We start from the raw sequence: 21,209 nt of genomic DNA, 5'->3' as shown, positions 1-21,209 counted from the left end.
CCGCCCGAGAAATGGAGACACGATGAGCAGGGCCACCGAGCCGGACCCCACGTCGCCCGCGGCGCAGAAGCGACAGACGCGGCGGACACCGCAGAAGCCGCAGACATCGCAGACGCAGCAGACGCAGCAGACTCCGCACGCCGCCGACAGCCACGGTCTGATCCGCGTGCACGGTGCGCGCGTGAACAACCTCAAGGACGTCAGCATCGAGATCCCCAAGCGGCGGCTGACGGTGTTCACGGGCGTGTCCGGCTCGGGCAAGAGCTCGCTGGTGTTCGACACGATCGCCGCCGAGTCCCAGCGGATGATCAACGAGACCTACAGCACCTTCGTGCAGGGCTTCATGCCGACCCTGGCCCGCCCCGAGGTCGACGTACTCGACGGCCTGACCACCGCGATCACCGTCGACCAGCAGCGCATGGGCGGCGACCCCCGCTCCACGGTCGGCACCGCCACCGACGCCAACGCAATGCTGCGCATCCTCTTCAGCCGGCTCGCAAAGCCGCACATCGGCCCGCCCAGCGCCTACTCCTTCAACGTCGCCTCCGTCCGCGCCAGCGGCGGGATCACGGTCGAGCGCGGCGCCGAGAAGACCAGGACGGTCAAGGCGACCTTCTCCCGCACCGGCGGCATGTGCGTGCGCTGCGAGGGCCGCGGCTCGGTCTCCGACATCGACCTCGCCCAGCTCTACGACGACTCCAAGTCGCTCGCCGAGGGGGCTTTCACCATCCCCGGCTGGAAGTCCGACAGCTTCTGGACGGTACGGGTCTACGCCGAGTCGGGGTTCCTCGACCCGAACAAACCGATCCGCAAGTTCACCAAGAAGGAGATGCAGGACTTCCTCTACCGGGAGCCCACGAAGGTCAAGGTCGAGGGCGTCAACCTCACCTACGAGGGCCTCATCCCCAAGATCCAGAAGTCATTCCTGTCCAAGGACAAGGAAGCGATGCAGCCCCACATCAGGGCCTTCGTGGAGCGCGCGGTCACCTTCGCCACCTGCCCCGAGTGCGAGGGCAGCCGGCTCAGCGAGGGCGCCCGGTCCTCGAAGATCAAGAAGATCAGCATCGCCGACGCCTGCGCCATGCAGATCAGCGACCTGGCCGAGTGGGTCCGCGGACTCGCCGAGCCCTCGGTGGCCCCGCTGCTCACCGCCCTGCAGCTGACCCTCGACTCGTTCGTGGAGATCGGCCTCGGCTACCTCTCGCTGGACCGGGCGTCCGGCACCCTCTCGGGCGGCGAGGCCCAGCGCGTCAAGATGATCCGCCACCTCGGCTCCTCGCTCACCGACGTCACCTACGTCTTCGACGAGCCCACCATCGGCCTGCACCCGCACGACATCCAGCGCATGAACGACCTCCTGCTGCGGCTGCGCGACAAGGGCAACACGGTGCTCGTCGTCGAGCACAAGCCGGAGACGATCGCGATCGCCGACCACGTCGTCGACATCGGCCCCGGCGCGGGTAGCGCCGGCGGCACCGTCTGCTACGAGGGCACCGTCGAGGGCCTGCGCTCCGGCGGCACCATCACCGGCCGCCACCTCGACGACCGGGCGAAGCTCAAGCCGTCGGTGCGCCGGGCCACCGGCGCGCTGGAGATCCGCGGTGCGACGGCGAACAACCTGCGCGACGTCGACGTCGACATCCCGCTCGGCGTGCTCACGGTCGTCACCGGCGTCGCCGGTTCCGGCAAGAGCTCGCTGCTGCACAAGTCGCTCTCCCCGGACGCGGACGTGGTCTCGATCGACCAGGGCGCGATCCGCGGCTCGCGCCGGAGCAACCCGGCGACGTACACCGGGCTGCTCGACCCGATCCGCAAGGCCTTCGCCAAGGTCAACGGGGTGAAGCCGGCACTGTTCAGCGCCAATTCCGAGGGCGCCTGCCCCAACTGCAACGGCGCCGGCGTCATTTACACCGACCTGGCGATGATGGCCGGGGTCACGACGACCTGCGAGGAGTGCGAGGGCAAGCGCTTCGAGGCGTCGGTGCTGGAGTACCACCTCGGCGGCCGCGACATCAGCGAGGTGCTGGCGATGTCGGTGACCGAGGCCGTGGAGTTCTTCGGCGACGGCGAGGCGCACACCCCCGCCGCGCACCGCATCCTCACCCGGCTCTCCGACGTCGGGCTCGGCTACCTCAGCCTCGGCCAGCCGCTCACCACGCTGTCCGGCGGCGAGCGGCAGCGACTCAAGCTGGCCACCCACATGGCGGAGAAGGGCGGTGTCTACGTGCTCGACGAGCCGACCACCGGCCTGCACCTCGCCGATGTGGAACAGCTGCTCGGCCTGCTCGACCGGCTGGTCGACTCCGGGAAGTCGGTCGTCGTCATCGAGCACCACCAGGCCGTGATGGCGCATGCCGACTGGATCATCGACCTCGGTCCCGGCGCCGGTCACGACGGCGGCCGGATCGTCTTCGAGGGCACTCCCGCCGACCTGGTGGCGGACCGCTCCACCCTCACCGGCGAACACCTCGCGGCATACGTCGGGGCCTGACCGCCGCCGCCCGGGCGAGGGCCAGGGCGCGGCGCGCGGGCCGGGCATGGCCCAGCCCACCGGAGTGCGGGGCCCACAGGGCCCCGCCCGCGCCCGGGTCACCCGCGCACCGCACCACCACCGCGGCCGGGGTGGCGGCCGTACGGGGCCACGGGCGCGGCGGCAGCACCCGGCGGCCCAGCAGCCCCAGGGTCAGTACGTGCCGTCCGCCGGCCAGCACCAGCACGGGCGGCCGCCACCACGCGCGGACCACCACGGCCTCGTACGGGGTCCAGCACACCGCGGGGTCCTGCAGCGCGCGCCGGACCCGCCGGGCGGCGTACAGCTCCCGCGCTCCCAGCAGCACCGGGCTCAGGGCCGCGCACAGCGCCCCCACGAGCACCGGCGGCCGGCCGAGCACGGCCGCGACCAGCACCGGCCAGCAGAACAGCGGCAGCAGGCAGAGCAGCAGTGCGTCGCGCCGCCAGTCGCCCAGCGCGGCGCACATCTCGGCGCGCATCCCGGCGCCCAGCCCGCCGCCCAGCTCGTCGCCCGGCCCGCCGCACGTCCCGTCCTCCGCCCCGGAGGCCTCCGGCGTCACCGGGGCACGGTCAGCGTCCATGCCCCCGGCCGCAGGGTCCACGTACGGCGGCGGACCGGGCCGGTCATCGCCGCGTCGGCGCGGTAGCGGAAGTCCGCGCCCGACACCGTCACCGTGTGCGCCCTGGCCGTGACCGTCGCGTCGGCAGCGGCGCCGCCACCCGTTCGGACCACGACCTCCGCCGGGCCTCCGTCGTCCCGCGTGCGAACCGAAACGTCCTCCACCGGTCGGTCCAGATCGGCCAGCACCACCCCGTCGGCCTCCACGCGCAGCCGGTGCCGGCTGGTGCCCGCGCCGCCCGCCGCAGCCACCGGGCGGACCAGCGTCCGCACGAGCGAGCGGTACGCGCTCCACACCGACGGCCCGGAGGGCCGCGTGACCCCGTGCACCGGCGGGATCCGCAGCCCGCCCAGCACCACGCCGTCACTGTCGTCGACCAGCAGGTCGCAGATCCGCACCGACCCGTCGAGCACCGCCCGGGCCGCGGAGACGGCCGAAAGCGGCACGCCGAGGGACCTCGCCAGCCCCAGCGATCCCACAGGGCCCACGGGAACCAGCGCCAGGGGTCCCTCCCCCAGCCCCCGCTCCCGGTGCAGCAGGCCCACGGTGCGCACCAGGGCCCGGTCGTCACCGACGATCACCAGCCGCCGATGACCCCGGCGGGCAAGTGCCCGCGCAAATTCCTCCTGCGAATCCGGGAGGCAGATTTTCGCTGCCGCGCCCGCTGACAACACATCCTTCGCGATCCGCACGGACTCGCCGTCAAGACGGCGGGCGACCGGGTCGACGAGCACGAGCAGACCGCCTACCGGCGCGCCCGCATGGCTCATGGTGGGCTCTGGAGCCGACACCTCGGTCCTTCCTCGGGTAGCATCTTTGTGCAAGAGGCCCTTGCGCTATTGCGCCAGGGCCTTCGTCTATTCCGGGGCACCGGTCCGACGGCTCAGCCTGCGGTGTACATCGTCGTACGCCCCCTGACCTTGGACATGCCCCATCCGGAAGAGGTGTACGCCTGTGCCCGCTCTTGTGCTGCTCGGAGCTCAGTGGGGTGACGAGGGCAAGGGAAAGGCCACCGACCTGCTCGGTGGATCCGTTGACTATGTAGTGCGCTACCAGGGCGGCAACAATGCCGGCCACACGGTCGTCGTCGGCGACCAGAAGTACGCGCTGCACCTTCTCCCCTCCGGCATCCTCTCCCCCGGATGCACCCCGGTCATCGGTAACGGTGTCGTCGTCGACCCGGCCGTCCTGCTCTCCGAGCTGCGCGGTCTCAACGAGCGCGGCATCGACACCTCCAAGCTGCTCATCAGCGGCAACGCGCACCTGATCACGCCGTACAACGTCACCCTCGACAAGGTCGGCGAGCGTTTCCTGGGCAAGCGCAAGATCGGTACGACCGGTCGCGGTATCGGCCCGACGTACGCGGACAAGATCAACCGCATCGGCATCCGCGTCCAGGACCTCTACGACGAGTCGATCCTGATCCAGAAGGTCGAGGCGGCGCTGGAGGGCAAGAACCAGCTCCTCGCGAAGCTGTACAACCGCCGCGCGATCGACGCCGCCCAGATCGTCGAGGAGATGCTCCAGTACGCGGAGCAGATCAAGCCGTACGTCGCCGACACCACCCTGATCCTCAACAACGCGCTGGACGAGGACAAGGTCGTGCTGTTCGAGGGCGGCCAGGGCACGCTGCTCGACGTCGACCACGGCACCTACCCCTTCGTCACCTCGTCCAACCCGACCGCCGGCGGCGCCTGCACCGGTACCGGCGTGGGCCCGACGAAGATCAGCCGTGTCATCGGCATCCTCAAGGCCTACACGACCCGGGTCGGCGCGGGCCCGTTCCCGACCGAGCTGTTCGACCAGGACGGCGAGGACCTGCGCCGCATCGGCGGCGAGCGCGGCGTGACCACCGGACGTGACCGCCGCTGCGGTTGGTTCGATGCGCCGATCGCACGTTACGCCACCCGCGTGAACGGCCTCACGGACTTCTTCCTCACCAAGCTGGACGTGCTGACCGGCTGGGAGCAGATCCCGGTCTGCGTCGCGTACGAGATCGACGGCAAGCGCGTCGAGGAGCTGCCGTACTCGCAGACGGACTTCCACCACGCGAAGCCGATCTACGAATACCTCCCCGGCTGGTCCGAGGACATCACCAAGGCCAAGACCTTCGAGGATCTGCCGGCGAACGCCCAGGCGTACGTCAAGGCCCTGGAGGAGATGTCGGGCGCCCCGATCTCCGCGATCGGCGTCGGCCCCGGCCGCACCGAGACGATCGAGATCAACTCGTTCCTCTAGTCCCTGACCCCGAAGGGGCGGCAGGCGCACCCGCGCCCGCCGCCCCTTCGGCGTTCCCCGCGACGAGGGGCAGTGGGACTGAGCCGCCGCGGGGCGTGAACCCGCCCCCCGTAGGGCGGGCCCGCTCTCGGGGGGCGGTTTCCGGGTGGGCGGAAATATGATGTGCACGGGCTTTTCGCGCAGCGGAAGCAGGGACGGATGGATGCACCTCGGAGCGTTCCGTGAGTCCTCGCCGTGCCCCGCGGGCGGCCAGCGCCGACCTGCTCAGCACCCTCGGGCGGCTCGCCGACCAGGCCCGCCGCGGGGTGGAGCTGCAGCAGGCCCGGGTGGACCTGGCCGAGGCGCTGCAGAGCGAGATGCTGCCCGCCTCCCTCCCCGCACTGCCGGGCCTGCGAACCGCGGCCCGGTACTCGCCGGCCCGGCACGGCCTGGACATCGGCGGCGACTGGTACGACGGCTTCAAACTGCCGGAGGGCGCGCTCGCCTTCTGCATCGGTGACGTCCAGGGACACGATGTGGAGGCGGCCGCCTTCATGGGGCAGGTGCGGATCTGTCTGCGTGCCGTGGCCGGCGTCGTCGTCGATCCGGGCGAGGTGCTGAGCCGGGCCAACGAGGTGCTGCTCTCCATGGACCGCGAGCTCTTCGCGACCTGCACCCTGCTCCGCTTCGATCCGGAGACCCGGGAGCTGGAAACCGCCCGGGCAGGCCACGTTCCGTCGGTCTGGGCCACCGTCGACGGCGAGTACGGCATCGCCGAGGACGACGGCGGCCTGCCGCTGAACCTGATGCCCGGGGCGGGATACGCGGTCACCCGGCGCCGACTGACGAAGGCGGGGTCGATCGTCCTGCTCACCGACGGCGTGGTGGAGGGTCCGAAGTTCCCGATCGAGGTGGGACTGGAACGAGTGGCCAGGGTGGTCCGGGACGCCGCGGGCACCGACCCGGGCGAGCTGGCCGCCGAGGTGATGAAGGTGGCCGACTCCACCGGCCACGCCGATGACGCCGCCGTACTCGTCCTCAGCCACGACGACGTGGGATCCCGGTAGCGCGCGGTAGCGCGTGTCACGGCCCGCCCGGACGCCGGGCTGTTGTCTGATGCTGTGGTGCGCACCGAGGGATGGCGACGACTGCCCGCAGCTCTGCTGCCGATCCTCGCCGTCGCCCTCGCCTACTATGCGGGCGGATTGATCGGCCTCTACCAGCGCGTGGTCGTGGACGGCGCAGAGGTCACGCCCCTGTGGCTGCCGACAGGCGTCGCGGTGACCGCCCTGCTCTGGCTCGGCCTGCGGGCCTGGCCGGGGATCGCGCTCGGTACGTACCTCACCATCGAGCGGATCGCCGATTTCGACCCGCCGGGCCTGATCATCGTCGCGGGCAACGTCCTCGCCCCGGTATGCGCGTACCTGATGCTCCGCAGGGCGGGCTTCCGTACCGAGCTGGACCGGCTGCGGGACGCCCTGGCGCTGGTCTTCCTGGGCGGTCTGTGGCCCATGCTCATCAGCGCCACGATCGGAACCTGGACGCTGGTGCTCACCGGCGACCTGCCGCTGTCGCAGTTCTGGCCCGTCTGGTCGGCCTGGTGGGCCGGGGACGCGATGGGAGTGCTCGTGCTCACCCCGCTGCTGCTCGTCCTGCGCAGGGTCGTGACGGCCCGGCGGCCCCTGGACGGCTACCGCGCGGCCGAGGCGGCGGCCCTGGCGGTCACCGCCGTCGTCGTCACCCTGGTGGCCACCCGGAGCTCCCTCTCACTGCTGTTCCTCGTCTTCCCCGTGATCATCTGGGCGGCCGTACGCTTCCAGCTCGCCGGGAGCGCTCCGGTCACCCTGCTGGTCTCCGTCCTGACGATCTCGGCGGCGACCGACCACGCCGGTCCCTTCGCCGAGCACAGCCTCCTGGAAGTCATGATCAACCTCCAGGCGCTCAACGGAGCCGCGGCCCTGACCGGCCTGCTGCTGGCGGCTCTGGTCACCGAGCAGAACAACGTGCGCCTGAAGATCGAGCAGGTCTGCGAGGACCTGGCCGAACTGGTCGAGCACCTGGCCCCGGGAACCTCGGACCGCTGGACGGAGCCGGACGACTAGACCGTCTCTTTCGGGCCCGGCAGGATCCGGAGGAGACGGCCAGACGGAGCCGGACGGCCGGACGGGGTCCTGCCGGCCGGACATCCCGCCGGGCAGTCCCGCCGGCAGTCCTGCTCAGCGGCTGGGAGTGGACGTGGGTCCGCCCTTTTCGAGGACGAGGTCGGACGTCCAGGCCTCACCGAACTTGGACTGCTTGCCGTCGGCGTTGGCGGAGAACACGCCTTCCAGGGGGATCTTCTCGCCGGCCGAGGAGGACTGGAGGACGTCGCAGACCTCGGCGACCGTCTCCACCGGGGTGTCCTTCATGGCGGTGACGACGTCGTAGGTGCCCAGGTTGGCCTTGGCCGCGGGCGAGTTCGTCCGGGTGTCGACGACGAACACTCCGGTCACACCCTTGGCGATCAACTTCTTCTGGGTGCTCTCCGCCTCGGCCTGCTCCTCCTCGACGAAGTTCGCGGCGAGTTCCGGGTCGTCCAGGGCCAGGAGCCGCCAACCGGGGTCGTTCTTCATGACTCCGGAGGCCAGGCTGTCGAGCACCGGCCGGGCGTGGTCGGCGCTGATGGCGTAGAACTGCCCCTGTACGTCGCCGGTGGCGGCCAGCGAGTTGATCCCGACGACCTTCCCCTGGCCGTTGAGCAACGGGCCGCCGGAGTTGCCCGCGTTCACGGTCGCGGAGTGCTGGATCGTGGCGGGATAGCGCGGCATCGATGTGGAGGGCTCGGCGTCCACGACGTTCGGGTTCTGCACCGAGCCGGCCGTGTAGATGGCCTTCTGGTTGGCCTGGCCCAGCCCTTCCGGGTAGCCGAGCGCAGTGACCGTGTCGGCGACCTGGACGTCCTTGCTCTTGTCGAACTCCAGGGCCTTCAGCTCGGACGGCTTCGAGGTGAAGGCCAGGACCGCCAGGTCTTCGCAGGGATCGATCCCGACCACCCGGGCGGCTGCTGGGGGCTGGTCTCCGACCGCGACCTTCAGGGAGGGCTCGTCCACGACCACGTGGGCATTGGTGACGATGAGCCCTTTGTCGGAGTCGAAGACGAAGCCGCTTCCCTCGGTGTACTTCCCGACGACGCGCACGGTGGCGGGCGCCGCCTGTTCGTAGATCTCCTTGGGGTCCTTGTCGTCCGCCGAGGCGGACGACGCGGACATGGTCCCGAGCACCACTGTCGCGGCGGCCAACACGGCGCCGCTGCGCTGCACCTTCATAGGTCCGCAACCTTCCGGAGGTCGGATCCCTCTTTCAGGCTAGTCCCGGGGTCCGGAGGTGTCCTGGCAGGCCGGTGGTTGACCGTTCCACCAGGTGACGGGCCGTCGGTGGGCCGGGGTACGCGGACACGTACGGGCGCCCCGGGAGCGGATCCCGGGGCGCCCGTATGCGGAACGACTAGTTGGTCTCGTAGTAACCGAAGACGTCGACGACCAGGTCGGTGGTCGCCCACTCGTCCCAGCTCTGGTTGAAGAAGTCGGCGATCCCGTTCTCACCGGCGCTCGCCTGGACCAGGTTCGCGACGGTCTTGCCGGTCGTCCAGTTCAGGGTGGAGGAGCCGGGGAGCTCCGGCGGCACCGCGGTGCCGTTTCGGTACGCCTCCAGCGAGTTCGGGTCCGGGGCGACCGAGAGGAAGCCGTTGTCGGCGGTGTTGGTGACCGTGGCGTTCAGCACGTAGCCCGAGACACCGTCGTCCACGGCGTCGGGGGTGAACGTCACCGGCAGGTAGTAACCGCCGGGGATCACACCGTGGTACGGGTCCTTGGGCTCGCGGGTGTCCAGGCGACGGACCGGAGCGATCGGGACGAACGAGCCCCTGCTGTCCGGGCTGTAGTAGCCGACCACGTCGACGACGACGTCGACCCCGGCGTAGGCACCGTTGCGGAAGCTGATCTTCCCGTCCTTGCCGACGGGCACGATCACCGAGTTGGCGACGGTCTGACCGGCAGCGAAGTTCAGGCTGGAGGTGTCCGGCGCCGCCTGGCCGCTCGGGAAGACGGTCAGGTGACCGTACTTGCCCGGGTTGGTGACGGTGACGTTCAGCGCGACGGCGGTGACGCCCTCGGGCACGCCCCGCAGGCCGCTGATCTGGGTGCTGAAGGAGCCCTGGCCGCCCAGCTGGCCCCGGTAGGTGCCGAGTCCCTCACGGGTGTCGACGAAGCGCGCCGGGGTCATCGAGGTGTAACCGCTGGCGGACTTCGGCGTGAAGTAGCCGGTGACGTCGGCGATCAGGTGGGCCGATCCGGTCCAGCTGGCGTTGTACAGGTCGACGTAGCCGTTCTTGCCGACGGGCACGATGACCTGGTTCGGGACGGTCTGCCCCTTGTCCCAGTTGACGTTGGACGTCTTCGGACGCACCCCGCCCTCCGGGAAGGCGGTGACGAAGCCGGAGTTGTTGGTCTCGGTGGCGGTCACGTTGAGGACGACCGCCGTCACCCCCTCGGGGATGCCGGCGTTGCCGCCGACCTTCACCCGGGCGGTGCCGGACGACTGCACCGCACCCTGGGGCCCTCCGAGCCCGGTACGGGTGTCCAGGAGGCGCGTGGGGGCCACCGGGGTGAACTCCGAACCCGCGGTGCCGTACGGGAGGGTGTTGACGACCTCGACCGCGTTCGCGGTGTCCGTCACCGTGACCTTGATGTCGTACTCGCCGAGCTCCGCGTAGGCGTGCCGGTGCGTCAGCGGGCCGGCGCCGGAGGCGGCTACGACGTCCTTCTTCCCGTCGCCCCACTCGACCGTGACGGTCAGCGAAGCCGTCTCGCTGATCAGGTCGGTGACCAGCTCCACCCCGTGAGCGGTCTTGCTGGTGGCGGACAGGACCATGTTCAGGTCCGGGTTGCCCGCGGCGGCGGCTGCCTTCCCCTTGGCAGCCGGCAGGGTCTTGCGGACCGACTTCTCGGCCGGGCTCCTGTAGGTCTTGAAGTTCGACGCCGCGGCCTTGCCGAGGTCGATATTCGGCGCCGACACGGGCGGCGCGACGGGCTCGGCCGCCTGGGCCATGCCCGGTACGAGACCGATCGTGGCCGCGATGACGGCAACGGAAATTACGAGACGGCGACTGCGCACCGGCCCCCCCATTTTTGAACGTGCTCAGGAATGAGGTTCCAGAGTACACAGATCATCGTCGAACGTTCGACGGATATCCGTACGGGCGGGGGGAGTTGGCGGGATTCTGTCCCACCGTGCACCCATTGCCCGGTACGGGCTGCGCCGTGATGGGGAGGCTGGGGGGAACGGCACGCTGTCGCCCGCCGCTCCTCCCGCTCGCTCACCGGCGCATCAGTCGTTCTGGTAGACGCCGAAGATGTCGACGACGAGGTCGGCGTCCTTCCAGCCCTGGTTCCAGAAGTTGATGATTCCGTGCTCGCCGGCACTCGCCTGCACCAGGTTCGGGACGGTCCGGCCGGCCGTCCAGTTCAGGGTGGAGGAACCGGGACGCGGCGGCTCGGGCGCGTTCGGGTCGTCGTTCACCAGCCAGGGGAACGGGCTCGGCGCCACGGAGAGGAAACCGGAGTCCGTCGTCTCGGTGACGGTGGTGTTCAGGACGTAGGCCTCGTCGCCCTCCGCCTCCCCGGAGACCCACTGCGAGATGTGGCCGCGGGCCGGCAGGCGGCCGCCCGGTCATTACGAGTCGGCGATTGCGCACCGGCCCCCATTTTTTTCTTTTTTTGAACATGATCAGACCAAAACATGATCAGCGTACACACGGGTCCAGGCACCCCGACCTGGTTTTCGGACCGGGTCCGGGCGGCGGACCGGAAGGGACGGTGGGGCCTACCAGGCCAGCTGCGAGATCTCCTCGGCAACCACCGCGCACGCGTCCGCCGCCGGGTCGATCAGCGGAAAGTGACCGACCGCGTCCAACAGCGTCAGCCCGACCATCTCCCCCGCCTTCGCGGCCGCCGCCACATACGCCTCGGACACCTGCTGCGGGACCACGATGTCGTCCCGGCCCTGCACCACCGCCGTGGCGATCCCCGTCGGCAGCAGCGCCGCCGGGTCGGCGCACGCCAGGCGCTCCTCCCAGTGGTCCGCCCCGCCCAGCAGCTGCGCACTCGCGCCGCCGCACACGCCCAGCTCCTCCGCCACCACGAAGTCCGCGATCGGGGCCAGCGCCACCACGCCGCGCAGCATCGGCGGGGCGGGCAGCCGCCAGGGGGAGTCGTACGGGAGCACGTGCCGGGCCGCGGCCCACAGCGCGAGGTGGCCGCCCGCCGAGTGGCCGGTGACGACCGTACGGCGGACATCGGCCTGCGGGAGCGCGGCGGCCGCCAGCGCGGGGAGGGCGTCCATCGCGGCGGCGACGTCGTCGAAGGTCTCCGGCCAGCGCCCGGCGACCGGCCCCTCGGCGTTCTGGTGCGGCACGGAACTGCCGCGCCGGTACTCGACGTTGGCGACGGCGAAACCCCGCCGGGACAGGAAGTCCGCGAAGGGCGTGACGTGCTGCCGGTCGTACGGGGCCCGCCACGCACCGCCGTGCAGCAGCACCACCAGCGGGGCCGGGCCCCCGGTTTCGCGGCGCGGGGCGTAGAAGTCGACGACGTGGTCGGGATGTTCGCCGTACGCGGCGGTCACGTCCGGTGCCACGGCCGGATGGGCGAAGGCCGAGGCGGCCTCGGCGGCGTCCCGTTCCACTGCGGCGGGGTCCGTCATCGGCTCAACCTCTCGGTAACGCGTGGGACAGCGGGGACTGATGTTCCGGTGTTCCGGCAGAGCGGGACGGTATCAGTCTGGAACAGGCCGTTCCGTGCGGGTCCCGGAATATGACCGGGCGGACGGAGCCGTAGCCCCGCCCGCCCGGTGATGTGACGTTTCGCTACCGAGTCACCCGAAAATGTGACCCAGTGTCCGTGCTGCGCGCTCGGCGTCGGCGAAACCGACGTAGAGCGGGGTGAAGCCGAAGCGTAGGACGTCGGGCGCGCGGAAGTCGCCGATGACGCCCCGGGAGATGAGCTCGCCCATGACCTCACGGGCGTTCTCGGTCCGCAGCGAGATCTGGCTGCCGCGTCGCTCGTGCTCGTCCGGGGTGACCGACTCGACCCGGCCCTGCGGGACGTACGCCGCCACGCACTCCAGGAAGAAGTCGGTCAGGGCGAGGGACTTGGCCCGTACGGCTTCGACGGACACCCCGTCCCAGGCGTCGAGCGCCGACTCCAGGGCCAGCATGGACAGGATGTCCGGCGTACCGACGCGGCCGCGGGTCGCGCCCTGCGCCGCCTCGAAGCCCGGGGTCATCGCGAACGGGTCCGCGTGACCGTTCCAGCCCGGGAGCGGGGAGTCGAAGTCGGCCTGGTGGCGGGCGGCGATGTACAGGTACGCGGGCGCGCCGGGGCCGCCGTTGAGGTACTTGTACGTGCAGCCCACCGCGAGGTCGACGGCGTGCTCGTCCAGGCCGACCGGGAGGGCGCCGGCGGAGTGGCACAGGTCCCACACCGTGATCGCCCCGGCGGCGCGGGCCGCCGCGGTGAGGGCGGGGAGGTCGTGGAGCCGTCCGCTGCGGTAGTCGACGTGGTTGAGGAGCACCACGGCGGTGTCCGCGTCCATGGCCTCGGCCGCGTGCGAGGGGTCCACCGGGACGACGGTCAGGCCCGTCATCCGGGCCGCCGACTCCGCGATGTAGCCGTCGGTGGGGAAGGTGGCGGCGTCGACCAGCAGCCTGGTCCGGCCGGGGGCCGCGAGACGGGCGGCGCCGACCAGGGCCTTGAAGAGGTTGACGCTGGTGGAGTCACCGACGACCACCTGGCCGGGAGCCGCGCCGACGAGCGGGGCGAGCTTGTCGCCGATCCGCTCGGGCGCGGTCCACCAGCCGCTCTCGTCCCAGGACCGGATGAGGAGCTCGCCCCACTGCCTGGCGACGACGTCGGCAGTGGTGTCCGCGACCCCGGCCGGCAGGGCGCCGAGGGAGTTGCCGTCCAGGTAGACGACCCCGTCGGGGAGGGTGAAGCGCTCGCGGAGCTTTGCCAGCCCGTCGGCGGCGTCCAGTTCGGCCGCACGGCTGCGGAGGTCCGCCGCGGTGTCCGCCGGTATGTCCTTGGAGTCGTCAGACATAGCTGCGGGCCGTCCAGAGCTCCGGGAAGACGTTCTTCGTCGCGCGCTTCTCCAGCCAGGTCACGCCGGCCGAACCGCCCGTGCCCGTCTTCGCGCCCATCGCGCGGCGGGTGGCGACCAGGTGGTCGTTGCGCCAGCGCCAGACGAGCTCGGCGACATCGGTGAGGACCTCACCGAGGCGGTGCAGGTCCGCGTTCTCGTTGGTGTCCGGGGCGGCGTACAGGCCGGTCCAGACGGCCTCGACCTCGGCCGAGGGCTCGTAGCGCAGCGAGAGGTCGCGGTTCAGGACGGCGTCCGGGACCGGGAGCCCGCGGCGGGCGAGCAGGCGCAGCACCTCGTCGTAGAGGCTGGGCTCGTGCAGGGCCTTCTCCAGCTCCGCGTGGACGCGGGGGGCGCCCCGGTGCGGAACCAGCATCGAGGCGGACTTCTCGCCGAGCAGGAACTCCATCCGGCGGTACATTGCCGACTGGAAACCGGAACCCTCGCCGAGGGCGGAGCGGTAGGCGTTGAACTGTCCCGGGGTGAGCTGGGCCAGCGGGCGCCAGGAGGCGTTGAGGGCCTCCAGTTCGCGGAGTGAACGTTTCAGCGCATCCATCGCGACGGGGATGCGGTCCTCGCGCAGGGCCTTCGTGGCGGTTTCCCACTCGTGGACGATGACCGTGAACCACAGCTCCATGACCTGGGTCGTAACCAGGAAGACCATCTCGCCCGGGTCGTCCGAACGGAGGTGCTGGAGGTGGGTGAGAACGTCTGCCTGGACGTAGTCCTCGTACGGGGTCGTGCCTGCAAAGTCGAGGTTCGGGGTGTCCGACCCGCCGACTCCGGAGGCATCAAGGGTTTTCGACATCGCTGTCTCCTCGACACGTGCTTCCGGGTAGCGGTCCGCCCCTTCCGTGAGGTGAGTGGAGCCCCGGTCCCCTGCCCGCATCATAGGACCCTGTCGCGTCCGCGCTCCAGCGGAGAGTGATGCAGACCACACCATTTCGGTCGCATCACTCCCCGCCGTACGGGATCAGGCGCTCAGCGTGTCCGCCGCCGTCGGGGAGGAGTCCCGCAGGAAGGTCGAGCAGCGCTCGTACTCCTCCTTCTCGCCGATGGCCTCGGCCGCGCGGGCCAGGGCGTGCAGGGCGCGCAGGAAGCCACGGTTCGGCTCGTGCTCCCACGGCACCGGGCCGTGGCCCTTCCACCCGGCGCGGCGCAGGGCGTCGAGGCCGCGGTGGTAACCCGTACGGGCATAGGCGTAGGACTCGACGGTGCTGCCGGCGGCGAAGGCATCGTCGGCGAGGACCGCCCAGGCGAGCGAGGACGTGGGGTGCGCGGCGGCCACCTCGACGGCGGGGGTGCCGGCGGCGATGGCCTCGCGGCCCGGCTCGTCGGGCAGGTGGGTGGGGGCGGGGCCCCCGAGCAGGTTCTGGTGAATGGACATGCCCCCAGTCTGCCGGGCCGCCGCCACCGCGTTGAGCGGTGGTGTGCCGCGTCTGCCCACGGGGCGGGACGGAGCGAGCCGGAGGAACCCTGTGGGTCCGCGTACGGGGGCAGTTCACACCCCGGGTCGAGCGGCCGTCCCCCCGCCTCCGCGGCCACCCGCCCGGGCGAACGCCGAAGGGCCCGGCCTCCGTCGCGGGACGGGGGCCGGGCCCTTCGGTACGGCTCGCTGCGGCCGACTACTTCAGCTTGGTGCCCGTGGAACGCAGGTTCGCGCACGCCTCGGCGACGCGCGCGGCCATGCCCGCCTCGGCGGCCTTGCCCCAGGTGCGGGGGTCGTACTTGGACTTCGTACCGACCTCGCCGTCGACCTTCAGGACGCCCGCGTAGTTGCTGAACATGTGGTCCACGACCGGACGGGTGAAGGCGTACTGGGTGTCGGTGTCGAGGTTCATCTTCACGACGCCGTTCTCCAGCGCGGTGGCGATCTCCTCGGCCGTGGAGCCCGAACCGCCGTGGAAGACGAAGTCGAACGGCGAGGCCTTGCCGTACTTCTCGGCGACACCGGCCTGGAGGTCCTTGAGGAGCTCGGGGCGCAGGACGACGTTGCCCGGCTTGTAGACGCCGTGGACGTTGCCGAACGAGGCGGCCAGCAGGTAGCGGCCCTTCTCGCCCAGGCCGAGGGCCTCGGCGGTGCGGATCGCGTCGTCGACGGTCGTGTACAGCTCGTCGTTGATCTCGTGGGTGACGCCGTCCTCCTCGCCACCGGTCGGGGTGATCTCGACCTCAAGGATGATCTTGGCGGCGACGGCCTTGGCGAGCAGCTCCTGGCCGATGGCCAGGTTGTCGGCCAGGGTCTCGGCGGAACCGTCCCACATGTGCGACTGGAAGAGCGGGTTCAGACCGCGGGCCACGCGCTCGGCGGAGATGTCGAGCAGCGGACGTACATAGCCGTCCAGCTTGTCCTTCGGGCAGTGGTCCGTGTGCAGGGCGACCGTGATGTCGTACTTGGCGGCCACGATGTGCGCGAACTCGGCCAGGGCGACCGCGCCGGTGACCATGTCCTTGTTGTGCTGGCCACCCAGGAACTCCGCACCACCGGTGGAGATCTGGATGATGCCGTCGCTCTCGGCCTCCGCGAAGCCGCGCAGCGCAGCGTGCAGGGTCTGGGAGGAGGTCACGTTGATGGCCGGGTAGGCGAACTTGCCTGCCTTCGCCCGGTCGAGCATCTCGTTGTAGACCTCGGGGGTTGCGATGGGCATCTGCCGGCTCCTTGGATGTGCGGGAGTGTGCTTATTGCGGGCCCTGACCTGGGGGCGACGTCATCGTCGCGCCTATCTTTCCAGACTCGGCGCGAGGGTCCAGCCCGCCGGTCTCACGTGGTGGGCGAACGGCCCGGGATGTTTCACGTGAAACATCCCGGGCCGCCGGGTTTTGCCAGGTCAGACCGCCCAGAGGGGCGACCGGGCTCCTTCGTCGACACTTCTCGCGGTGGCCGGACGGAGTCGGCGGAGCGGACCTAGGACAGGCCGAGGTCCTCAAGGCGGTATCCGGTGAGGTACGGAAGACCGGCCGCGGCGATCGCGTCGGCCGCACCGCGGTCGACGATCGTGGCGACGGCGACGACCTCGCCGCCGGCCTCGCGGACCGCCTCGACGGCCGTCAGCGGGGACCCGCCGGTCGTCGAGGTGTCCTCGACCACCAGGCAGCGCTTGCCCTTCACGTCGGTGCCCTCGATGCGGCGCTGCATGCCGTGGGCCTTCTGCGCCTTGCGGACGACGAAGGCGTCCAGGCGCTGACCGCGCGCGGCGGAGGCGTGCAGCATCGAGGTCGCGACCGGGTCGGCACCCAGGGTCAGACCGCCGACGCAGTCGAATGCGAGCTCGGCGGTCAGGTCGAGCATGACCTGACCGACCAGCGGGGCGGCCTCGCCGTCGAGGGTGATCCGGCGGAGGTCGATGTAGTAGTCGGCCTCACGACCTGAGGAGAGGGTCACCTTGCCGTGCACGACGGCCTTGTCCTTGATCTGCTGCAGCAGCGCACCGCGTGTGCCTGACGGCATTACTTCGTTGACGTCACTCATGCCCCTGAGCTTAAAGGGGCCCCGGCGGGTGTTTATCCGAGACGGCGCCAGGTCCAGGTCGTGGAGACCTCCAGCGGATCCAGCGGGGTGACCAGGCGCGGGAGGGTGTTCAGCCCGTTCGGCGGGCCCGACTGGGGCTCCACGCAGACGGCCTCGGGCTCCTCGTCGTAGATGACCACCCATTCGGCCCGGCTGGTGACGCGCAGTTCGAGGGCACCGGGCCAGGTGAGGGTGACGTCGACGCCGTTCGGCATGCCGAAGCAGTCGTCCCAGGGGCGGGGCTTCGGGTCGATGCGGTTGCCGGTGGGGATGTGGTCGTCACCGCGCTCCTCCTGCCACGCGGGATCGAAGGAGACCTCCGCGTCCGGGCCGCCGGCCTCGAGGTTGCGCAGGAACCAGGGGTGCCAGCCGACCTGGGCCGGAAAGGAGTCCCCGTACGTCTCGACGCCCATGGTGAGGGTCAGCGAGTCCTCGGCGAGCGCGACGACCTGGGTCACCCGGCCGGGGTACGGCCACGGGTCGGTGAGGTCGTAGGCGAAGGCGGCCTCGGTGGCGCCTGCTCCGGCCGGGCGCCAGGGTGCGTCGCGGGCGAAGCCGTGGAGCGCGTGCGGCGGGTGGTTGAGCGGCATCTGATGGACGGTCGCGCCGTCGCGGAACCGCCCGTTCGCGACCCGGCCGCACCACGGGACCATCGGGAAGGCCCCGTACCTCGGCCCCTGCCGCAGCAGTTCCGTCCCGTCGATGCGCAGGCTGCTGATCCGGCAGCCGTTCTCCTGGTCGACCGTCACCTCGGCGCCGCCGGCGCTCAGTTGCGTACTCATGCGGTCGACCCTAATGCGGCCGGCCCGTTGTTCAGCGACGGCGGCGCAGGGCCCGGCCGATGACAACCGCCGAGGCCAGCGCCAGGGCGGCGGCCGGGGCGATCCAGCGCAGGCTGTCGCCGGCGGTGGCGGAGGCGGGCGCGGGGACCGGGGCGTACCGGCCGCGCGGCGGTGCATGGTCCACCTCCTCCGCGCTGCGGCCGATCATGGTGCGGCGTGCGTGGGCGGCCTCGGCCGGGGGCTGCGGGACTCCGTCCGTGCCGTCGAACTGACCGGCGAGGAACGGGTCCAGGGAGGGCGGCGGCACCTCGGTCTCGTACAGGGAGGCGCTGACCCCGGAGACGTCGTCCTGACCCGCTGCCCCGGACTCGGACTCGGACTCGGACTCGGACTCGGCCACCGGGTCGTCGGGCGCGGAAGCGAGGGTCAGCTGTCCGGCCGCCCGGTCCAGCAGCCGCTGCACGGCAGTGGCCGTGGCCTCCGGCGGGAAGACGGCGGCACGCCCGTCTGCCGTGGCCGCGGCGGTGAAGTCCAGCCGGGTCCCGTCCGGGACCGGCGTCAGCCGCAGGTCCAGGGCGAACTTCACGGTCCCGCTGCCCCGGACCTCCGTCCCCTCACCCTCGAAGGTGAAGTGCCCCGGGTCCTGCTCGGTGACGGTCAGGGCCCCCCGGTACGTCACGGTGCTCCCGCCGACCCGCACCTTGAGCCGGCCCGAGACCGGCCCGGCATCGGTGTCGGCGTCCTGCTGGAGGCCCGGCACGCACCGGGCCACCCGGGCGGGGTCGCGCAGCACGGCGCGGAGATCGTCTGCCGGTACCGGAACGAACACCTGATGCTCCATGCGGTCGAGCCTACCGACGAGACCGCACCGGGTCACGAATACCGCGGGTGCGGCAGGGTCGACGGCGGAAGTCCGGGCACCCGGGTGCGTTCCGCGTCGCGAGCGGCGTCCTGCAGGGAGCGGGTCGACAGGGAGCGCAGCGCGGGCGTGTCGTGGTCCACACGCAGGTGCGGGTCCTGGTCCCGGGCCGCAAGGACGAAGCCCCAGTCCTGCGGCGGTGCGCCGGTCACGCCCAGCGGGGTGCGGTCGGGCCCGGCGGCGAAGCCCGTGAGGCGGCCGCCCGCGCTGTAGGGGGCGGTGCGCAGCCCGGCTGCGCGGAGGGTGGAGTCGACGGTCCAGTACGCACGCGGGCGCGTGGCGAGCGGTCCGGCGTGCACGGCGATCCGGCCCCCGGGGCGCAGGGCCCGCGCGGCCAGCCCGTAGAACTCCTGCGAGTACAGCTTCGTGCTGGGGGTGATGCCCGGGTCGGGGAGGTCGGAGAGGATGACGTCGAAGCGGTCCTCGGCGGCCGGTCCCCGCAGCCAGCGGAAGGCGTCCTGGGTGACGACCGCCAGCCGCGGGTCCTCGTACACCCGGGAGTTGAGCGCGGAGAGCATCGGATCGGTGCGGGCCAGGCGGACCACGCCGGGGTCGAGCTCGACGACGGTGACGGAGGAGACGTCCCGGTAGCGGAGCACCTCGCGGGCGGCGAGCCCGTCGCCGCCGCCGAGGACCAGGACGCGGGCGTGCGGGCCGGTCATCGCGGGGTGGACCAGGGCCTCGTGGTAGCGGTACTCGTCGTAGCCGCTGACCCGCAGCCGTCCGTCGAGGTAGAGGTCGAGGGAGCGCGGGGAGCCGGTCGACGGCCCGGTGAGCACCAGCTCCTGCACCCCGGTCTGGACGGCGACCCGTACCTCCCCGCCGTACACGGCGCGCCGGGCGGTCCGCTCGAAGTCGTCGGCGAGGACGGTGGCGGAGGCGAGCACCGCCAGTACGGTCACGTTCGCGGCGATCAGCAGCCAGCGGCAGCGCCTGCTCAGGTCCCGGCGGAACAGCCACAGGACGAGCCCGCCGCCGACGATCACGTTGACGGTGCCGGTGACCATGGCGCCGGTGAGCTGGCCGAGCATCGGGAGCAGCAGGAAGGGGAAGGCGAGGCCGCCGACGAGGGCGCCCACGTAGTCGGCGGCGAACAGGTCGGCGACGGCCCCGCCCGCGTCCTGTCTGCGGATCCGCTGGATGAGGACCATCAATAGCGGGATCTCCGCGCCGATGAGCACCCCGATGGCGAAGGAGAACGCGACGAGCGCGGGCCGGGACTCCCCCAGCCAGGCGAAGCTCGCGTACAGCGCTATGGCCGAGAGCCCGCCGAGGAGGGCGAGCCCGGCCTCGATGGCACCGAAGCCGAAGGCGGGCCGGTGACGGAAGCGCTTGGCGAGCAGGGAGCCGACTCCCATGGCGAAGACCATGACGGACAGCACGACCGACGCCTGGGTGACGGAGTCGCCGATCAGGTAGGTGCCGAGCGCGAGGAGCTCCAGCTCGTACACGAGCCCGCAGGCGGCACAGATGAACACGGTGGCCAGGACGAGGAGTCGGCCGGTCCGGGGCCGTACGGGCAGGGCGGCCGGGACGGTCGCGGCGCCCCGAGGCTCCGGAGCCGGGAGCACCCGGCGCGGGACGGAACGGTCGATCATGAAGCGAACCGTACGTCACCGTCCACTCGCATCCGGTCACCCACATGGGTGCAAGTGAGGTGCTGATCCGGCCAGTTGGCGTAACCGAGCCGGGATAATCGCGCCCCGGCGCCCGCTACAGCAGCGCGGGTGATTCCAGGGCCGCCGTCGCGGGTGCCCCCGTCCGTACGCCCACCCGCGTCCGGGTGGCCACCAGCTGGCCCTCCTGCGGGTACGCGTGCCAGGTCCGCCAGCGCACCTGTCCCTCGTAGTACTGCGCGAGCATGGCGGTGAAGGCGTGCGGACTTCCGGGAAAGGTCCCCGCTAGTCCGTTCGGGTGGTCCGCCACCAGTGCGAGTAGCTCCTGGGCCCGCCCGGCGAAGGACCCGCGCGACAGGGTCTCCACCCGCGCGGCGAACTCGTACTCCCAGTCGCCCACCCGCTTGGCCACGCCGAGCGGCAGCGGCGTGCTGCTGCCGGGCATACAGGCGACCGTCTCCGAGCAGCGCACCTCCCCCTCCTCCAGAAGTACCTGGTGGGAGGCCCCGAGCAGGCGCAACTCCACCTTTGCGCCCGAGAGTTCGAGGTTCAGTACGGCCAGGGCGGGCAGCCGGTCCCGACCCAGGGCCCAGGCGAGATCGGCGGCACGCGTGTCGGTGTATGAGGTCTGGAGGGTCGTGAGCATGAGTCGGCTCCGCAAACGCGCGAGGGAGATGGGCCGGGGCCCGCCAGCGGTAGCAAGCACGGGTGGGGGGAAACCGGCACGGGTCCACAGGAAGTCCAGGGAGGTCCGAGGACTGGTCTACTCAACCGAGGGAATCATGAAAGGCACGGCACTCACAGCGTTTTTACCCAACTTGAAGTGGTTTACATCCCCCCGGGGGCTCCGCAGTTCACGTGTTC

General features: G+C 71.3%; 19 protein-coding genes. 4 read left to right on the top strand and 15 right to left on the bottom strand.

Going from position 1 to position 21,209, the window contains the following annotated elements; translation table 11 throughout:
- The first annotated feature begins 22 nt into the window (after positions 1–22).
- Positions 23–2,491, top strand: coding sequence for an ATP-binding cassette domain-containing protein (locus tag IE257_RS24065; protein ID WP_189971901.1), 2,469 nt, complete (start codon positions 23–25; stop codon positions 2,489–2,491).
- Here the strand turns inward: IE257_RS24065 and IE257_RS24060 are convergent.
- Positions 2,454–3,092: a hypothetical protein gene (locus IE257_RS24060; RefSeq protein WP_189971899.1), complete on the bottom strand. Its 639-nt coding sequence runs from the start codon at positions 3,090–3,092 to the stop codon at positions 2,454–2,456. The genes IE257_RS24065 and IE257_RS24060 overlap by 38 nt on opposite strands.
- Entirely contained in the window at positions 3,068–3,901 is an 834-nt protein-coding gene (locus tag IE257_RS24055; protein ID WP_189972120.1) for a diacylglycerol kinase catalytic domain-containing protein, read from the bottom strand. Before IE257_RS24055 ends, IE257_RS24060 begins: the two co-directional genes overlap by 25 nt.
- Before the next feature lie 184 nt (positions 3,902–4,085).
- On the opposite strand from IE257_RS24055, the gene IE257_RS24050 reads away from it, so the two are divergent.
- The 3 genes from IE257_RS24050 to IE257_RS24040 all read left to right on the top strand — a co-directional run bounded on the left by IE257_RS24050 (position 4,086) and on the right by IE257_RS24040 (position 7,450).
- Complete coding sequence (locus tag IE257_RS24050; protein WP_189971896.1) at positions 4,086–5,369, top strand: adenylosuccinate synthase; 1,284 nt, start codon at positions 4,086–4,088, stop codon at positions 5,367–5,369.
- Positions 5,370–5,590: 221 nt separating this feature from the next.
- A complete protein-coding gene (locus IE257_RS24045) occupies positions 5,591–6,415 on the top strand; it encodes a PP2C family protein-serine/threonine phosphatase (protein WP_189971893.1) in 825 nt (274 codons plus the stop codon).
- A 54-nt stretch (positions 6,416–6,469) separates the two neighbouring features.
- On the top strand, positions 6,470–7,450 hold the full coding sequence (locus tag IE257_RS24040; protein ID WP_189971891.1) for an MASE1 domain-containing protein: 981 nt from the start codon (positions 6,470–6,472) through the stop codon (positions 7,448–7,450).
- Positions 7,451–7,564: 114 nt separating this feature from the next.
- On the opposite strand, the gene IE257_RS24035 is transcribed toward IE257_RS24040, so the two are convergent.
- The 13 genes from IE257_RS24035 to IE257_RS23975 all read right to left on the bottom strand — a co-directional run bounded on the left by IE257_RS24035 (position 7,565) and on the right by IE257_RS23975 (position 20,991).
- Positions 7,565–8,653 carry a S1C family serine protease gene (locus IE257_RS24035; protein ID WP_189971889.1) on the bottom strand — a complete coding sequence of 363 codons (1,089 nt, stop codon included), beginning with the start codon at positions 8,651–8,653 and terminating at the stop codon, positions 7,565–7,567.
- Between the two features lie 178 nt (positions 8,654–8,831).
- Positions 8,832–10,499 (bottom strand): hypothetical protein, encoded by a 1,668-nt coding sequence (locus tag IE257_RS24030; protein ID WP_189971887.1) that lies wholly within the window; start codon positions 10,497–10,499, stop codon positions 8,832–8,834.
- A 213-nt stretch (positions 10,500–10,712) separates the two neighbouring features.
- Complete coding sequence (locus IE257_RS24025) at positions 10,713–10,931, bottom strand: hypothetical protein (protein WP_189971885.1); 219 nt, start codon at positions 10,929–10,931, stop codon at positions 10,713–10,715.
- Between the two features lie 276 nt (positions 10,932–11,207).
- A complete protein-coding gene (locus IE257_RS24020; protein ID WP_189971883.1) occupies positions 11,208–12,086 on the bottom strand; it encodes an alpha/beta hydrolase in 879 nt (292 codons plus the stop codon).
- Between the two features lie 171 nt (positions 12,087–12,257).
- Entirely contained in the window at positions 12,258–13,481 is a 1,224-nt protein-coding gene (gene kynU, locus IE257_RS24015; RefSeq protein ID WP_189971881.1) for a kynureninase, read from the bottom strand.
- Complete coding sequence (locus IE257_RS24010; RefSeq protein ID WP_189971879.1) at positions 13,474–14,328, bottom strand: tryptophan 2,3-dioxygenase family protein; 855 nt, start codon at positions 14,326–14,328, stop codon at positions 13,474–13,476. The genes kynU and IE257_RS24010 overlap by 8 nt, the downstream gene beginning before the upstream one ends.
- A 165-nt stretch (positions 14,329–14,493) precedes the next feature.
- The gene (locus tag IE257_RS24005) at positions 14,494–14,907 is read right to left on the bottom strand and encodes a DUF3151 domain-containing protein (RefSeq protein ID WP_189971877.1); all 414 of its coding nucleotides are present in this window, start codon (positions 14,905–14,907) and stop codon (positions 14,494–14,496) included.
- 238 nt (positions 14,908–15,145) lie between these two features.
- Complete coding sequence (gene fbaA / locus IE257_RS24000) at positions 15,146–16,168, bottom strand: class II fructose-bisphosphate aldolase (protein WP_030755743.1); 1,023 nt, start codon at positions 16,166–16,168, stop codon at positions 15,146–15,148.
- Between the two features lie 257 nt (positions 16,169–16,425).
- Positions 16,426–16,989: an orotate phosphoribosyltransferase gene (gene pyrE, locus IE257_RS23995; RefSeq protein ID WP_229920627.1), complete on the bottom strand. Its 564-nt coding sequence runs from the start codon at positions 16,987–16,989 to the stop codon at positions 16,426–16,428.
- A gap of 32 nt (positions 16,990–17,021) precedes the next feature.
- A complete protein-coding gene (locus IE257_RS23990; protein ID WP_189971875.1) occupies positions 17,022–17,810 on the bottom strand; it encodes an aldose epimerase family protein in 789 nt (262 codons plus the stop codon).
- Between the two features lie 31 nt (positions 17,811–17,841).
- Positions 17,842–18,651, bottom strand: coding sequence for an SRPBCC family protein (locus IE257_RS23985; protein ID WP_189971873.1), 810 nt, complete (start codon positions 18,649–18,651; stop codon positions 17,842–17,844).
- Between the two features lie 32 nt (positions 18,652–18,683).
- Positions 18,684–20,327: a polyamine aminopropyltransferase gene (locus tag IE257_RS23980; protein WP_229920626.1), complete on the bottom strand. Its 1,644-nt coding sequence runs from the start codon at positions 20,325–20,327 to the stop codon at positions 18,684–18,686.
- 115 nt (positions 20,328–20,442) lie between these two features.
- Complete coding sequence (locus IE257_RS23975) at positions 20,443–20,991, bottom strand: DUF2617 family protein (protein ID WP_189971871.1); 549 nt, start codon at positions 20,989–20,991, stop codon at positions 20,443–20,445.
- Between the last annotated feature and the right edge of the window lie 218 nt (positions 20,992–21,209).

Source organism: Streptomyces avidinii (assembly GCF_014650695.1).
Classification (GTDB): domain Bacteria; phylum Actinomycetota; class Actinomycetes; order Streptomycetales; family Streptomycetaceae; genus Streptomyces; species Streptomyces avidinii.
This window is presented reverse-complemented; position numbering and strand designations above follow the sequence as displayed.

What these genes read in the sequence shown, in the direction of transcription:
- fbaA (WP_030755743.1), bottom strand. Translation starts at nt 16,168, where the DNA reads ATGCCCATCGCAACCCCCGAGGTCTACAACGAGATGCTCGACCGGGCG.
- pyrE (WP_229920627.1), bottom strand. Translation starts at nt 16,989, where the DNA reads ATGAGTGACGTCAACGAAGTAATGCCGTCAGGCACACGCGGTGCGCTG.
- IE257_RS24065 (WP_189971901.1), top strand. Translation starts at nt 23, where the DNA reads ATGAGCAGGGCCACCGAGCCGGACCCCACGTCGCCCGCGGCGCAGAAG.
- IE257_RS23990 (WP_189971875.1), bottom strand. Translation starts at nt 17,810, where the DNA reads ATGAGTACGCAACTGAGCGCCGGCGGCGCCGAGGTGACGGTCGACCAG.
- IE257_RS24035 (WP_189971889.1), bottom strand. Translation starts at nt 8,653, where the DNA reads ATGAAGGTGCAGCGCAGCGGCGCCGTGTTGGCCGCCGCGACAGTGGTG.
- IE257_RS24060 (WP_189971899.1), bottom strand. Translation starts at nt 3,092, where the DNA reads ATGGACGCTGACCGTGCCCCGGTGACGCCGGAGGCCTCCGGGGCGGAG.
- IE257_RS24020 (WP_189971883.1), bottom strand. Translation starts at nt 12,086, where the DNA reads ATGACGGACCCCGCCGCAGTGGAACGGGACGCCGCCGAGGCCGCCTCG.
- IE257_RS24055 (WP_189972120.1), bottom strand. Translation starts at nt 3,901, where the DNA reads ATGAGCCATGCGGGCGCGCCGGTAGGCGGTCTGCTCGTGCTCGTCGAC.
- kynU (WP_189971881.1), bottom strand. Translation starts at nt 13,481, where the DNA reads ATGTCTGACGACTCCAAGGACATACCGGCGGACACCGCGGCGGACCTC.
- IE257_RS24005 (WP_189971877.1), bottom strand. Translation starts at nt 14,907, where the DNA reads ATGTCCATTCACCAGAACCTGCTCGGGGGCCCCGCCCCCACCCACCTG.
- IE257_RS23980 (WP_229920626.1), bottom strand. Translation starts at nt 20,327, where the DNA reads ATGATCGACCGTTCCGTCCCGCGCCGGGTGCTCCCGGCTCCGGAGCCT.
- IE257_RS23975 (WP_189971871.1), bottom strand. Translation starts at nt 20,991, where the DNA reads ATGCTCACGACCCTCCAGACCTCATACACCGACACGCGTGCCGCCGAT.
- IE257_RS23985 (WP_189971873.1), bottom strand. Translation starts at nt 18,651, where the DNA reads ATGGAGCATCAGGTGTTCGTTCCGGTACCGGCAGACGATCTCCGCGCC.
- IE257_RS24010 (WP_189971879.1), bottom strand. Translation starts at nt 14,328, where the DNA reads ATGTCGAAAACCCTTGATGCCTCCGGAGTCGGCGGGTCGGACACCCCG.